This is a genomic window from Rickettsiales bacterium (assembly GCA_035765535.1).
Classification (GTDB): Bacteria; Pseudomonadota; Alphaproteobacteria; order Rickettsiales; family JABCZZ01; genus JABCZZ01.
Map to the genome: position 1 here is coordinate 341,009 of DASTXE010000003.1, position 14,147 is coordinate 355,155.

General features: G+C 54.0%; 13 protein-coding genes. 9 read left to right on the top strand and 4 right to left on the bottom strand.

What is annotated here, in order from left to right:
• Positions 1–9: 9 nt before the first annotated feature.
• Positions 10–1,341: an alginate export family protein gene (locus VFT64_04630; protein ID HEU5047112.1), complete on the bottom strand. Its 1,332-nt coding sequence runs from the start codon at positions 1,339–1,341 to the stop codon at positions 10–12.
• Positions 1,342–1,548: 207 nt separating this feature from the next.
• Between VFT64_04630 and VFT64_04635 the strand changes: the two genes are divergently transcribed.
• Positions 1,549–2,286, top strand: coding sequence for a family 16 glycosylhydrolase (locus VFT64_04635; protein ID HEU5047113.1), 738 nt, complete (start codon positions 1,549–1,551; stop codon positions 2,284–2,286).
• On the opposite strand, the gene VFT64_04640 is transcribed toward VFT64_04635, so the two are convergent.
• Positions 2,287–2,526, bottom strand: a complete 240-nt coding sequence (locus VFT64_04640; protein ID HEU5047114.1) for a hypothetical protein — start codon at positions 2,524–2,526, stop codon at positions 2,287–2,289.
• 307 nt (positions 2,527–2,833) lie between these two features.
• On the opposite strand from VFT64_04640, the gene VFT64_04645 reads away from it, so the two are divergent.
• Genes VFT64_04645 through VFT64_04675 form a run of 7 tightly spaced genes read left to right on the top strand, consistent with a single transcriptional unit; the run spans position 2,834 to position 10,837 of the window.
• Positions 2,834–3,430, top strand: coding sequence for a polysaccharide biosynthesis/export family protein (locus tag VFT64_04645; GenBank protein ID HEU5047115.1), 597 nt, complete (start codon positions 2,834–2,836; stop codon positions 3,428–3,430).
• Positions 3,431–3,432: 2 nt separating this feature from the next.
• Positions 3,433–4,692 carry an outer membrane beta-barrel protein gene (locus tag VFT64_04650; GenBank protein HEU5047116.1) on the top strand — a complete coding sequence of 420 codons (1,260 nt, stop codon included), beginning with the start codon at positions 3,433–3,435 and terminating at the stop codon, positions 4,690–4,692.
• A gap of 28 nt (positions 4,693–4,720) precedes the next feature.
• Positions 4,721–6,412: a hypothetical protein gene (locus tag VFT64_04655; GenBank protein HEU5047117.1), complete on the top strand. Its 1,692-nt coding sequence runs from the start codon at positions 4,721–4,723 to the stop codon at positions 6,410–6,412.
• Positions 6,409–7,227 (top strand): CpsD/CapB family tyrosine-protein kinase, encoded by an 819-nt coding sequence (locus tag VFT64_04660; protein ID HEU5047118.1) that lies wholly within the window; start codon positions 6,409–6,411, stop codon positions 7,225–7,227. Before VFT64_04655 ends, VFT64_04660 begins: the two co-directional genes overlap by 4 nt.
• Positions 7,228–7,236: 9 nt before the next feature.
• A complete protein-coding gene (locus VFT64_04665; GenBank protein HEU5047119.1) occupies positions 7,237–8,739 on the top strand; it encodes a lipopolysaccharide biosynthesis protein in 1,503 nt (500 codons plus the stop codon).
• Complete coding sequence (locus VFT64_04670; protein HEU5047120.1) at positions 8,736–9,749, top strand: glycosyltransferase family 2 protein; 1,014 nt, start codon at positions 8,736–8,738, stop codon at positions 9,747–9,749. The genes VFT64_04665 and VFT64_04670 overlap by 4 nt, the downstream gene beginning before the upstream one ends.
• Positions 9,750–9,754: 5 nt before the next feature.
• Positions 9,755–10,837 carry a glycosyltransferase gene (locus tag VFT64_04675; GenBank protein ID HEU5047121.1) on the top strand — a complete coding sequence of 361 codons (1,083 nt, stop codon included), beginning with the start codon at positions 9,755–9,757 and terminating at the stop codon, positions 10,835–10,837.
• On the opposite strand, the gene VFT64_04680 is transcribed toward VFT64_04675, so the two are convergent.
• Positions 10,818–11,918, bottom strand: a complete 1,101-nt coding sequence (locus tag VFT64_04680) for an acyltransferase (GenBank protein ID HEU5047122.1) — start codon at positions 11,916–11,918, stop codon at positions 10,818–10,820. The genes VFT64_04675 and VFT64_04680 overlap by 20 nt on opposite strands.
• Positions 11,919–12,012: 94 nt before the next feature.
• Here VFT64_04680 and VFT64_04685 point away from each other — a divergent pair, with 94 nt between their 5' ends.
• Positions 12,013–12,978 (top strand): glycosyltransferase family 2 protein, encoded by a 966-nt coding sequence (locus tag VFT64_04685; protein ID HEU5047123.1) that lies wholly within the window; start codon positions 12,013–12,015, stop codon positions 12,976–12,978.
• Here the strand turns inward: VFT64_04685 and VFT64_04690 are convergent.
• Positions 12,962–14,107 carry a glycosyltransferase gene (locus VFT64_04690; protein HEU5047124.1) on the bottom strand — a complete coding sequence of 382 codons (1,146 nt, stop codon included), beginning with the start codon at positions 14,105–14,107 and terminating at the stop codon, positions 12,962–12,964. The two genes, VFT64_04685 and VFT64_04690, sit on opposite strands and share 17 nt — an antisense overlap.
• Between the last annotated feature and the right edge of the window lie 40 nt (positions 14,108–14,147).

Genomic DNA, 14,147 nt, shown 5'->3' on the forward strand with positions numbered 1-14,147 from the left:
GCACGGCTGCTAGAATTTGACTCCGAAGAAGGCGTAAAACTTATAAGTGTTAGTGTAAGCGATGTTACTTGCCCGGTAATCGGCAACTTCGAGATTAGCGGAGTAGTGCTCGAAGAAGGTCTTGGAAATCAAACCGTCCCACTCATGACCGTAATTCAGGCTACCTTTATCGGAATCGAATTTGCGGTACGCACCGGTTAATTCCGTGCCCTTAATCCATTCGGAGCCGCATGGCAGTTTATAGGTCAGGGTGGCATAGCGGTGCAGAAGGCCGTTCAGAGGCACGGTGGTGAACTTATCCGCCCAGCCGTTGACCGAATGATTGGTATTAAGCGGAGACTGGATGGACGTGATCCCATCGCCTTCCATCATGGCGTAACCGAGCGTGGTGGTAAAGCCGTAAGCGCTCGCACCCGGTTCAACCAGGTAGTAATTATTGTTTTCATGGTTGGGGTTATTGTCATAATTGCGCTGTTTTGCACCTTCCAGCGCATAGGAAAGCGTGAGTGCATCCGTAGTTTTATGCGCACCCGTGAGGCGAACGCCGTAAGTAGCAGTGGAAAAAAGATTCACGGCAGGGTTATTGCTTTGTGCATCGATCAGGTAAGTATATCCGGCAACTTTTAACTCAGGTGCAACAGTGTAAGATGCGTGAAAGAGCTGAGTGTTACCCACCAGCGTGCCAGTCGGACTATGAATACCAACGCCGCGGTTAGCCTGGCGGATATAGGCATAAAAGAGATCGGCGTTTTTAAAGAAGGTATTATAGAGACTGACGCCGTCGAAATTATTGCCCAGATCGCGCCAGTCGGATTGGCCGATCCAGCGTTGGTTATCGAGGTTGATAATTTGCCTTCCTGCCTTGATTTCCGTTTTATACAAAGCAGCACCGTCATAATCCAGATAGCCCTGGCGTAGCGAGGTTTGTTCGGGATCTGTCACGGTCGGGTATGCAGTCTTGCCGTTGATGCCGTTATTGAAGTGTTCGGCGCCGATATCATGCACATTCTGCATTTCAAATCCGGCCTTGAAATGATTGAAATCAGCGGTCTGATAGCCGATGCGCGTGCGCAGCGTAGAGGCAACCGCATGGCGATGGATCCGATCCTGCGAGTCGTCTTCCAGCCGGTAACGCGCTTCCAGCCAAGGGGTGCCGTTCATGATGGCGGCGGCCATACTACCCGGCTCCGGTGCAGTGCTTCCGGCAAAATCGGTGAGGGTATAATGTTTGGGAGCACCCGGTGTGGGAGCAGTCGGAGAGTTATCCGCAGATGCCGTTGCAGCGCTAAAAGCGCATCCGGCGGATAGAGCAAGCACAAGAGAGTAACAGGCAAATTTCATACATATCTCAGAGGTGAATGATTATCAGGCAAACGCTATCATTGGTTGCTGCGAGGGTCTACTAACGTTTGAAAAGGATCACATTTTGGATGAGGGTTGTCACTCTCATAACACACACGAAAGTGCATAATGGATTTCTTATGCATGGCTAAGGATTATAGGGCGCTGTCGTAAATACGCGGCGATAATCAAGCGATGGAGGATATCATGAGGCGCAGGCTGATAAACGCTCTGGCCATGCTGGCGGCTGTGGGCATGGCAGCGGGTGCACAGGCGCGGAATATTAATTTCTTTACGCAATATCCGCAACTGGACACAAGGAGCTGGTATGTATCGGACGGTTGGGCGAACGGGAATTACCAGTCCTGCGAATGGCAGGGGCGTAACATAACTGCTACCGGAAATCAGGGGCTGCAGCTTACATTGCAAAATAACGGTGTAAAGGTACGTCCCATCGGTTGCGCGCAGGTGAACACGACGGCGCTGTATGGCTATGGCATCTATGAAGCCCGTATGCAAACAGTCACAGGGGCCGGTCTGAATACAGCTTTCTTTACCTATAATGGGCCGTCTACCGGCTCACCTGTCTGGGATGAAATCGATTTCGAGTTTCTCGGTAAAAATCCGCAAACCGTGCAGCTCAATTACTTTACCAATGGCAAGCCGCAGGACGGAACTGTTATCCAGTTAGGATTCGATGCATCCAAAAGCGAACATATCTACAGTTTTGACTGGGAAGCAAATTACATACGCTGGTATGTGGATGGACGCCTGGTGCATCAGACTCCGGCCGGAGCCAAAATTCCCAAGACCCCAGGGCATATTTACCTGAGCCTCTGGTCGGGAGCGGCGAATGAAAACGCATGGCTGGGAGCGTTTAATTACACTACGCCGGTTAAAGCCAGGGTGGATTGGGTGCATTATACACCTGGTGCAACAAAGTAATCAGTGTGACGGCTTGTAGTTTTTCTCAAAAACCGATTTTGCAATAATACTGATACGGCCATCTTCCTGGATGACCCAGTAATCGCCGGGTCGCGGGGAGAAACGGCTGATCAGCAGGCGGGAAGCGGTGACGGTTGTTCCATTATCGAGCAGTAGCGGTGTGCCCTGAGCATTGGGTTGGCCTATGGTGTTAATCACATAAGCGTCGGCAAGGTAACGACCGGTTGTATAAGAAGCCATAACTATCGGTATAAGAGCATTAATCAGAGAGGCATTATGTTTTGCGACAGGCGTATAAGCAAGCCATAAATTCCAGCTCTGAAACACCGCGTAATATATTAATAAATAAAAGAAAACAGAATAAAATCCCAAAATAATACACGCAGTCAATTGCTTTTGCAAAGCGATCTTTCTTAATTATAAACGGGCTGGTCAGCTCGCTATTGCGTCCCTCATGGAGACGCAGAGTAAGCGAGTGGGGAGCAGTGTATATCCCTAAACGAAGAACATCCTTCATCAAACGAAGGCAACAGGAATTGAGGACGATATGAAAAAAGGTCTACGCAAAATGCTTCTGGCCGCTATACCGGTGGTCCTGCTGGTTTCCGCTTGTACTGCGGAGCATAAAGCCGAAACGGCTCCCCGTTATGTCTATGGCATCGAACCGGGTGATGTATTGCAGATCACCGTATGGAAAGAAGAGGGAATGGATAAGGAAACGCTCGTCCTGCCGGACGGCACGATCACATTTCCGCTGGTGGGTTCTCTGACCGTCAGAGGCATGACGCCGGAGCAGGTACAGGAAACGATTAAACAAAGACTGCGGGACTCTATCCCGCACGCATCTGTCTCCGTCATGGTAAAGGCGGCTCTGGGGCATACGGTTAACGTAACGGGGCAGGTGACCAAGCCGGGCGAAATCGTAATGGGACACGGTACCTCCGTCATGCAGGCAATCAGCCAGGCAGGCGGTCTTACGCCTTATGCGGATGAACATGATATCAAGATCCTTCGCCGCAGCAACGGCAAGGAAATGGTTATCCCCTTCGATTACAGCGATGTGACTTCCGGTCATAAACTAAACCAGGATATTACCCTTTATCCGGGCGACGTCATTGTCGTGCCCACAGCAGGATTGTTTTAATTATGACGATACATCACAATAAGCGCCGTGCGGCGCAGGGCAAACGCCTTCATAAAGCCATGATGCTGCCAGGCATATGCGCAGGCGTGGCATTGCTTGCTTCTGTTCCTTCTTATGCAGACGATTCCTCCGACCAGGATACCGTAGCGGTTACTCCCGCGCCGCTGCCGGATATCGAAATCAAAGGCAAGGAAACCGTATCGTGGGATTCCAACCCGTTGATGCTTGCAACCGGAGCGAAATCATTGTTCGGTTCGGTGACCTCGCCGGAGCTCATTCTGCGCAGTACGACCCCGATTGCCTCCATCAGCGCCGATACACGGCTGGATGAGAATATTTACAACCAGTCGGATTTCAACTCCACGGATGTTCATGAGGACATCAACCTGAAAAAGCAGCTGGAGCAGTGGGGTGCCGCAATCGAAGGGCGCGCGGATTACGATACGGTGCGCACGAGCGAATTGACGACATACGGATTGAATCTCCCGAGCGTGCGCCATACAGGGCTGTCCGCAGCACCGGAATTGAGCTATCAGTTTACGTCGATTGACCGTGTTGCTCTGGACGGCAATGTGATCCACTCCACCTATAATAATGACGCGTTTGTGGATTTTAATGTATTCTCTGTCACGCCGTCTTATATGCATAGCTTCGATGAGCGGAACCAGGGCCTGTTCTCCATCCAGACCCAGCGTTACCAGGCAACAAGCGGCAACAAGACACGCGTCGACAGCGTCGGCCCGAGCGTAGGCTGGGTGACCCAGCTGACTCCGCGCCTGACCGGAAAAATCACGGCCGGTGTGCAGAAATCCTGGCAGGCAGCAAGCGCAACTGCTGACGCATCGCAGGAATGGAATTATATCTTTACCGCGGATCTTGCCTTCAAGGGAAAACAGGATACGACCGATCTGACAGCTACGCGTTCGCAGTATCCTTTCAGTAACGGCACGGAAACATTGCTGACTTCCTTCGCGCTGAAGGAGACGCATAATCTCAACAGCAAGGTGGCGCTGAATGCAGCAGGCAATTACCAGTTTGCGAAGTCGCCCCCTGCATCGACCACCACGATCAATCTGGACCGTGAATACGGTGCCAGTGCCGGTGCGGCCTATCATGTGACCGATCATGTTGATCTCGACACAACCTACCAATATCGCAACGAAACCTTGACCGGCGTGAACGGAAACATACCTGACCATCTCGTACTGGTCAGCATTGCTTACCATCCGTTTACAGCGACGCCGTTAAATCATGATGACTAATTAATCCGGAAATCGGTAGCAAGGGGTTATGACAATGGAAACACTCTCTTTACCCGATATGATCGCGATTCTCAGAGTACGCAGCCGCCTGTTCTGGGCTGTGTTCTGCGCGATCTTCGCAACGGCGATTATTTTCGCGTTGCATTGGTCTAACTATCGCTCCGTGGCAACGGTCGAAATTCAGCGGCCTTATATACCGCAAGGGCTGACGGCGACAGACGCCGCCAATTCGCCCGAATTGTTCGAGCAGCTTGCCGACCGCCGTATCAGTGAAATCCAGCAGAAGGTGCTGGCAAGCGATTCGCTGGCGCAGCTGATTGCGCGCTATCATCTTTACGGCGCATCGAATCTGCAGGAAGCGCAGGCGCAGGCGGCCAGAATGCGTAAAAAAATCAAGCTGGACTTTGTGGACAGTGTCGTGGCCAATCCTGCGGTAGTGCAGAAGGAAACCGCACAGCAGCTTGCGGCAATCGCATTTACGGTAAGCTTCGATTACGGCAATCCCGCTATGGCGCAGAAGGTGACCGATGCGCTGGTGCAGCGCTTCCTGGAGGAAGATGCGAAGGAAAGCCGTGTTCAGGCGAAAGAGACTTCCGCATTTCTTGCATCGCAGATCAAGCAGATGGAAGGCTATCTGGTGGAGCAGGAAAAGAAGATGGCGGATTTCCGTGCGAAAAATGGCGAATCCGGCCCTGACGTGCTGATGTTCGACAAGCAGGCTGTGGTGACGACCACTATGAGCATACAGAATATCGACAGCCAGATTGCAAGCAATGAAGGCCAGCAGGGAACGCTGCGCTCCCAGATCGCAACCGTCGACCCGTATTCAAGGGTCATTGCGGACGGGCAGGTGCTCACCACGCCCGCCATCCAGCTCAAAGCGCTGGAAGCGCAGTATGCAACATTGTCCGGCCAGTATGGTCCGTCTTATCCCGACCTGGTCAAGCTGCGCGACCAGATCCGGGCGCTGAAAGCGGAAATACGCGCCAGCGGTGGTGGCACCGGTAGCGGCAATTCCTCGCAGCTGCAGGCCCAGATAGCGGATGTGCGCACGAATCTTGCGGCTGCGGAAAGCGCCCAGGGACCGAACCACCCGGATACGCTGGCTTTAAAGCATCAGTTGAAGGCGCTTGAAAAGAAACTGGCTTCCACTTCCGCGACGCGGCAGGACGGCCTGAAGCAGGACGCCGACAATCCGGCTTACCTTGAACTGGTGGCGCAGTTGCATGCAGCGGAAGAGCAGCATAAATCGCTGGTGCAGCAGAAAGAAGGGCTACAGGCACAGCTGGAAAAATACCAGCGCGCTATTGCCCAGAATCCTGACATCCAGCAGCAGATGGCAACGCTCTCGCGTGACTATGAAAACTCGCAGCTGCGTTACCGCGAGTTGAAAGAGAAGAAAATGGCCGCCGATATGAACGAACAGCTCAATGCGCAGCAGATGGGCCAGAGGCTGGCAGTATCTGAGCCTGCCTCCCATCCGGGTGTAACGCATCCGGCGCGCCTGCTGCTGATACTGGGCGGTTTCGTGCTGGCCGTGATCGGTGGCCTGGGAAGCGTGATCCTGCTCGAAGCCATGAATCAGAGCGTGCATGGACGCGATCACCTTGCCGCCATTATTGGAGTGCCGCCGCTGGCAGCGGTGCCGTTCCTGCCCAGTCAGGAAGACCGGGAACGCTCGGAGCGGCGCAGGAAGCAGATATTACGGAGGGTGGCATGAACAAACTGGAAAAAGCGTTGCAGAAAGCCAGGCAGGAACGCAGCGAGAACCTTACTGCAGTGGCGAATGACTATATCCTGAGACCAATAGAAACCGGTAATAAGCTGTCGGATATCGTACTTCCGCATGCAAGGCGCGTACTGCAACTTAAGGAAGATACGCTGGAGCGTCGCCGTATTCTGGCGCACCGCACGCGTAACCGGAAAGCGGATATTTTCCGTATGCTGCGCACGCAGATTCTGCAGGTCATGGAACAGGCAGGGTATAGCACGCTGGCGATCACAAGCCCGCATTACGGGGACGGCAAAACGACCGTCGCTATGAATCTGGCCGTGAGCATGGCGCAGGATCCCAAAAGAACCGTATTGCTGGCGGATCTGGATTTGCGCAAACCCGGCGTAACAAGCTATCTCGGTATCGGCACGGCGCTTGGGATTTCGGATCATCTGATGGATGGCCGCCCCATACAGGATTGCATGCTGCGCACATCATTCGACCGGCTTTCCATCCTGCCTTCCGGCAAGGCGGTGGATAATTCCTCAGAAATTTTGGGCTCGGTGAAAATGGCCGCGCTGGCAAATGAGCTGAAATCACGCTACCGCGAACGTATCGTGATTTACGATATGCCGCCGATCCTCGCGCAGGACGATCCGATCGCATTGCTGCCGAGCGTCGACGCGGTCTTGCTGATTGTAAATGAAGGCGTGACGAAGGTGGACGATATCCGCCGCAGCATGCATGCGCTTTCCCGGGCCAACGTTATCGGAACGGTGCTCAACGATTCCGGCAAGAGAACCGTGTTCGGCAGAGCATGATGGCTATCTATGAGCGAAGGATTATTTGAACCAAGGCACAAGGAACTGTCGCGCCATATGGCGTCGGGTATTATCAATTCCGGCGTCGTGCAGGCAGTTAAATTGCTGAGCCAGTTCGGCTCGGTCATCATTTTGTCGCGCCTGCTTTCACCTGCGGATTTCGGCGTGATGGCGATGGTGGCGCCTGTCTATTCCTTCGTGCTTATTTTTCATGATCTGGGCTTAAGCCAAGCAACGGTGCAGAGGGCAAATCTGTCTCATGGCGAAGTGAATGTCTTCTTCTGGCTGAATGTCGCGATGGGAGCCGTGCTCTGCCTGCTGATCGCTTTGTTCAGCCCTGTAATAGGCTGGTATTATCACGACCAGCGTGTCGTATCTCTTTCTATTGCGGTAGGCGCATTGATATGGGTGGGCTCGCTCGGCGGGCAGCACGGCGCGCTTTTGCAGCGCCGTATGGAGTTTAGCCGCCTCGCCATCATTGATATTATTGGCACTTTGAGCGGGCTGGTCGTGTCGGTGATAGCAGCTATAGTCATAAAAGAATATTGGGCGCTCTATTTTGGTATGGCCACAGCCGTAATTATCCCGGTCATCGGTGCATGGGTCGCATCAGGCTGGCGTCCGTCTTTTCCCAAACGTGTTGCGGGCCTGCAGGATATGCTGAAATTCGGCGCAGGCATCACGAGCGTCAATATTACCACCTTTATCGCCGGATGCGCTGACAATATCCTGATTGGTCGCACCTGGGGCGAACAGTCGCTGGGCTTCTACGACCGTGCTTATAAGCTTTTGCTATTCCCGATCCAGCGCATCGTTTCGCCGCTTGCGGGCACGATGATTCCGCTGCTGTCGCGGGTAAGGGAGGAAACGGGTAAATACCGCAGCCTCATCCATAATACGCAGGAACAATTACTGGTGGCAATATGGCCGGGTATCATCTGGGCCGTGATGCTGTCGCATACGCTCGTGCCGTTCGTACTGGGCCGTAAATGGAGCGATGCGGCCGATATTTTTGTGCCGCTGGGCATAGCAAGCCTTGCGCAGATACTTAATTCTCCCACCGGCTGGATGTTCATTAGCCAGGGGCGTGCAGGTGACTTCGCCAAATGGGGCATCTTCAATGCAATCACAAGCGTAGCGGCTTTTGTAATCGGCCTGCCTTACGGCGGCATGGGAGTGGCGATTGCCTATGCGGCCAGCGAATATATCCGCACGCCGCTGCTGTGGTGGTATGCCACACGTCGCGGTCCCGTGCAACTGCCGGATGTGATCATCTCCGTGATGCCTCACACGGCAAGCGGCATGGTAACGGCAATGGTGCTCTATTATCTGAAGCAGACGGTCACCGGGCCGGATATCCTGCTCCTCATCGAAGGACTGGTCATATCCTACGGTATATTCGCGCTGACCATGGGCCTGTTCCGCAATGGCCGCCGTACGTTGCGTCGCTCGGCGGAATTCGCAACCCGTCTGCTGTTCCACATGTATCCGGGCAAGGAAGGACGTATATGATTACTGTGGCTGTGATTATTCCCTATTATCAGAAACGCGAAGGAATACTCCGTCGTGCACTGGATTCTGTGGTCGCGCAGGATCTCCCGCCGGAAGTGAGCATGAAGATTATCGTAGTGGATGACGGCTCGCCTGCGCCGGTGGATAAGGAAGTGGAAGGGCTTGAGGTAAAAGAGCCGCATATGCTGGAAGTCGTGAAACAGCCGAATAAAGGCGTAGCGGCGGCACGTAATGCAGGGCTCGAGCGTGCAGATAATGAGTCCATACGCTATATCGCGTTTCTCGATTCCGACGACATCTGGAATACGCGTCATATTGCAAGGGCGGTCGGTGTTCTCGAACAGGGCTTCGATTATTATTTCTGTGACTGCCGCAGGCAGGGCAACGAAGAGTCGTTCTTTTCAGAAAAAGATTTTGCGCAGTTTCTCTACCGCACGAAGGCAAAAGCCATCGAAGACCATGTATATGAGCCTAATAAAGAAGACTTTTACCGCTTCTCGCTACGCAACCGTGTCTCCATGATGCCGACGATCGTGTTCCGGCGCGAAATTCTGCAGGGGCTCCGGTTTGATGAAGTGCTGCAAATAGCGGGCGAGGATTGCCTGTTCCTGTTTCAGCTTATCGATAAAAGCAGGCGCATCTGCTGCGTGCTGGAAGAACTGGTGAGCTGTGCCGACGGGGTGAATATCTATTCCAGCAAATACGATTGGAATGAACCGGGGCATCTGGAGCGCCATATGGGCATCCTTCTTGCGCTATACAGATTCAGGAATACGCTGCGTCTTTCCGAAGACGATGCTAAATTTTTCGATCACCGGATCCGGAAAATCCGGCGTGCTTTCGCCTGGCTGAGCGTTCGCTATTATCTGAAGCACCGCTCTTGGCACTCTGACCAGTTGTTGTCGATGATACGTAGCGACCGGCGTTTCTGGCAGTGGTATCCGCTGAATGTTGCGTATGTCGGGGTCTGTTACCCGTTCGGTCTTTATAGTCCATTGCAAGATTGGTAGGCAGTATGAAAATCTTATTCGCTACGGCACATCCTTTCATTCCCCAGATGCTCGGCGGGCTGCAGTCCAGCTCCAAGCAGATGGCATTGCAGTTGAAACAGCGCGGACATGAAGTATCTTTCCTTTGCGCGTTGATGGGGGAAGGCTATATCGGTATGCGCGGCAGGGTGATCATGAAATTGATGCGGCGTAAGGCTGCGCGCGACATGATAGACGGCATCCCCATCTGGCGTGCCTGGTTTCCATGGGAAAGCGCGGATTACGTACTGGAACAGACCAAGCCCGACCTCGTGATTGTGCTGGCAAGGCAGCCCGTACGCATGGCGCAGGCCGTGCAGCGTGCAGGCGTGCCTGTTCTGATGATGCTTCAGGATGTTGAATTCGACGATCATGGCGGCCCATTTGAAGAACTGGGTAATGTTCCCTGCATCGCGAACTCTTATTTCACCGCGCACAGATATCATAACGCTTTTGGCGTGAGCCCTTATGTGGTCTATCCGTTCGTATCGCCGGATCACTACAAAACGCAGACATCCAGGCAGAATGTGACATTCATTAATCCCCACCCGAAAAAGGGCGTGGATATCGCGATCAATATTGCACGCTGCTGCCCGGATATACCTTTTACCTTTGTGGAGGCGTGGCCGCTGGAGCCGGGTTATAAGGCGCAGCTGATGCAGCAGCTTTCAGCCGTTCCCAATGTCACGTTAAGCCCGTCCGTGCGTGATATGCGTCAGGTTTACAGCAAAAGTAAAATCCTGCTCGCGCCGAGCCGCTGGGAAGAAGCGTATGGGCGTGTGGCGAGTGAAGCCCAGTGCAGCGGCATTCCTGTTGTAGCCTCCAATCGCGGCGGCCTGCCGGAAGCCGTAGGACAGGGCGGAATCGTGCTCGATCCGGATGGGCCGATTGAGCAATGGGTGGAAGGTATCCGGCGCTTATGGCATGACGAGAAACACTACGCTTATCTTTCCATGGCGGCGCATTGCCACTTCAACCGCCCGGAAATGCGCACGGAAGTGAGAATGGAGCAGCTGGAGCAGATTCTTGCCGAAGCCGCAACGCCTACGCCTACTGCTGTTGCCGCTTAGGCGCATGCAGGCGTTTGCGCATGGGCTGTTCATAGAAATAGAAGGAGAATGCGCCTACTGCGACGGCGATGCAAACACCGAGTACTCGTATCGAAGGCGCACTTTCCATCACCATGGAGAAGAAGATCTGCTGCCACATATAGATGGAGTAGGAGCAGATGCCGAACCACATGAGCACCGGGTTCGAAAGGATGGAAAGAAACCAGGCAGGCGCGGCGTCAAGTGTATTGACGGCAATCGCCAGGAACAGGGAAGGGTAGATGAACTTGCCAAAGCCATGCGTGGAGAATGCGCCGATGGCAAAGCCCAAAGCGGTGGCGGCAAGCGGTACGTAGGATGGAACGGTAAACGGTAGTTTTCTGCGCCACAGATAAATGGCTGCGGAAGCGAAGATGGAAAAACCGGCACATTCCGTGCGCAGGAAGAACGGCGAGGGACTGGCGGGCGGATGGGTTTTGTAATAGCCCAGAAACCCAATGCATAGCAGTGCCGCAGCGGTGACAAAGAGACGTGCTGCAGATTCGTTCTTGCGCAGGGTAATGAGGCTGATGATGGATAACAGGAGGTAGCAATGCTCTTCAATATTGAGCGACCAGGTATGGCTGAGCTGGATCGCATCGTCATTCCATATGGAGTAATCGCCCAAATAGGTGCGCATGAAAATCGCAGCATAGCCGATGTCGCTAGCATGCAGTTTGACCATATGGTGCAGCATCATGAAGCTGATCACGGCAAGATAGAGATAGTATACAGGAAAGATACGCGCGATACGGTTGCGGTAGAATGTGCGCAACGGAACCTGATCGACGAACAGAATGCGGCCCATCAGCAGACCCGAAAGCACAAAGAAAGTGTCTACGCCGAGATAGCCGAGATTATAGACGATGCCGTAAAAATGCGCCGTCAATACGAGCAGGATCGCCATGCCGCGCCAGCCATCGAGGTAAGGCACGCGCTTCTTCGCAAGCGCACTGATCTCCGGCAGGGAATTGTCCTCGGAGGATTCGCGCTGCGGGCGGAGGAAATAATGAACGCCCGGTATGCGCCCGAACGATGTTGAAAGATCGGCTGAATAACCCATTAGGTGTCCCCTTTATAAAACGCCAAGGTAGGAGGGAGCTTTATAAAGATACTATACTTCGTTCCCCACAAAACATCATAAACATATAAGGCCCATGGATAATCACACTGTTTGCATCGTTATCGCCGCTTATAATGCACAAGCTACTATCGCCCGCGCAATCCGCTCTGCATTGGCGGAACCTGAGGTAACGGAAGTGGTTGTGGTTGATGATGCTTCTTCGGACGGTACCGTGGAAGCAGCACTCATGTGTGACGACGGAACGAGACGTCTTAAAGTGCTCGTGCAGCCTGTAAACCGGGGACCGTCAGCAGCGCGCAATGTCGCCATCGCAAACAGCACTTCGGCCTGGATCGGCATTCTGGATGCGGATGATTTCCTGCTGCCCGGCCGCACGGCAGGCCTGCTCGCATATGGTGAAAACGCGGATATGATAGCGGATGATCTCTGGCAGGTGCCGGAAACAGCAGTGGAAGGCCCGCGCAAAAGTCTGCTGGGAGATGCGCTGGAAGGCCCACGCCTCGTGGGGTTTCAGGAATTCGTCCTGTCGAATGTGACAGGGCGCGGAAGCGACCGCAAGGAGCTGGGATTCATCAAGCCGCTGATGCGCCGGGAATTCCTGGCAGAGCACGGCATACGCTATCAGGAACATATGCGCTTAGGGGAAGATTTTGAGCTTTATGCACGCAGTCTTGCGCTCGGGGCGCGGCTGGTACTGGTTCCGCCGCAGGGCTATGTCTCCGTCGTACGTCCGAATTCACTGAGCGGCACGCATAGCGAAACGGACTTGCAGATTTTACGCGATTGCGGTGTGCAGCTTCTGTCGGAACTGGGCATAAGCAGGGAGGACCGGGAAGCGTTGCGCCGCCATGCCCGCAGCGTCGATTGCCGCCTGCAGTGGCGGCTGCTGATCCGCGCGGTGAAAGAGCGAAATACGCAGGCAGCGCTTGCGGCTTTCCGTCGTCCGCATCCGGTGCCCGCCTATCTCATAGAGCGGCTTGTCGAGCAGCTTTACCTGCGCACGTTCGGCAGAATCCTTGCGCTTAAGCGCGCCGGATAGAAGAAGCCGGCGACCAGGTCTGGAAATGGTCTCCCGAGAGTGAACGCCACACGCCGAGTCCCGTGGCAACAAACGCGCTGATAAGATCAGCTACCTGCGTGATGATGGGTAGTTGCGCGAGCACACCGACAGAGAGCACCATGATGCCAAGCGCGATGATTATAAGCCCGGCAATAGGGGAGCCTGCGCTGATCATGCCCGCCTCAAAAGAAAGCGCGGCACATACCAGCCAGTAAATGCTGAGCCAGCGGATGAACTTGTGCGAGATGTATTTATAGAGGTCGAGCGCACTGAGCTTACGCAGGCGCGGCCAGAGCAGGCGGTGCACGTTGAATGCCTGGCAGGCAATGCGCACTTTGCGGCGGAATTCTTCCTGCGCCGAGGTGACGGATTTCTCGTAAGCAATCACATTCGGCGCGCGCACGATACGGTAGCCGTCGCACAGAATGCTGAGCGAAACAAACATATCGTCGATAATATCATCCGGCGGCGGATTATGCAGTTCGCGGCGAATAGCGAACAGAGAACCGTCCGCGCCCATCGCAGAGCCCGTATCGCTTTCCATCGTCTTAATGAATTCTTCCAGGCGCCAGTAGGCCGAGCCGTTTTGCGCAGTGACGGTTTCATGAGAGTTGACATATTTCAGGTGACCGCAGACGCATCCTACTTCCGGATTGCTGAAATAGCCGGGCAGGGCGCGAAGTGAATTAACATCCACCATGACATTGGCGTCGGTGAAAATGACGATGGGAGCAGTCGTCTGAGCGACCAGCAGATTCATGCCATGCGTCTTGCCGTAGCGCTGCGGGGAAATATGGAGTTTGAACTCATCGCTGTAACGGCTCAGGATTTCCGCTGTCCTGTCAGTCGCCCCATCCACATAGATGGCGATTTCAGTGTCGGGAAAAGCACGCTTGATCTCGAGCAGGTTTTCCGCTTTCTGCTCGATAATACCTTCCTCGTTATAGGCGCAGACACAAATGGCCATGCGCTGCGGCCCATCCGTCGGAACAAATCTGGGACGCCATCCGCGCGCGCGGATAAAATAAAGCGTGAGAGGGTAAGTAACAAAAGGATGCGCGGCGATGAGCAGGAAAAAAGCGCATAATGCAAACATTGCCAGTGCCATATCTCCTCCGGCTGATGATAACGAAGCACTATTGGTACTG

Excerpts from the sequence above, each read along its gene's own strand:
- VFT64_04685 (HEU5047123.1), top strand. The coding sequence starts at position 12,013 with ATGGATAATCACACTGTTTGCATCGTTATCGCCGCTTATAATGCACAA.
- VFT64_04690 (HEU5047124.1), bottom strand. The coding sequence starts at position 14,107 with ATGGCACTGGCAATGTTTGCATTATGCGCTTTTTTCCTGCTCATCGCC.
- VFT64_04630 (HEU5047112.1), bottom strand. The coding sequence starts at position 1,341 with ATGAAATTTGCCTGTTACTCTCTTGTGCTTGCTCTATCCGCCGGATGC.
- VFT64_04665 (HEU5047119.1), top strand. The coding sequence starts at position 7,237 with ATGAGCGAAGGATTATTTGAACCAAGGCACAAGGAACTGTCGCGCCAT.
- VFT64_04635 (HEU5047113.1), top strand. The coding sequence starts at position 1,549 with ATGAGGCGCAGGCTGATAAACGCTCTGGCCATGCTGGCGGCTGTGGGC.
- VFT64_04650 (HEU5047116.1), top strand. The coding sequence starts at position 3,433 with ATGACGATACATCACAATAAGCGCCGTGCGGCGCAGGGCAAACGCCTT.
- VFT64_04660 (HEU5047118.1), top strand. The coding sequence starts at position 6,409 with ATGAACAAACTGGAAAAAGCGTTGCAGAAAGCCAGGCAGGAACGCAGC.
- VFT64_04645 (HEU5047115.1), top strand. The coding sequence starts at position 2,834 with ATGAAAAAAGGTCTACGCAAAATGCTTCTGGCCGCTATACCGGTGGTC.
- VFT64_04640 (HEU5047114.1), bottom strand. The coding sequence starts at position 2,526 with ATGGCTTCTTATACAACCGGTCGTTACCTTGCCGACGCTTATGTGATT.
- VFT64_04655 (HEU5047117.1), top strand. The coding sequence starts at position 4,721 with ATGACAATGGAAACACTCTCTTTACCCGATATGATCGCGATTCTCAGA.
- VFT64_04675 (HEU5047121.1), top strand. The coding sequence starts at position 9,755 with ATGAAAATCTTATTCGCTACGGCACATCCTTTCATTCCCCAGATGCTC.
- VFT64_04680 (HEU5047122.1), bottom strand. The coding sequence starts at position 11,918 with ATGGGTTATTCAGCCGATCTTTCAACATCGTTCGGGCGCATACCGGGC.
- VFT64_04670 (HEU5047120.1), top strand. The coding sequence starts at position 8,736 with ATGATTACTGTGGCTGTGATTATTCCCTATTATCAGAAACGCGAAGGA.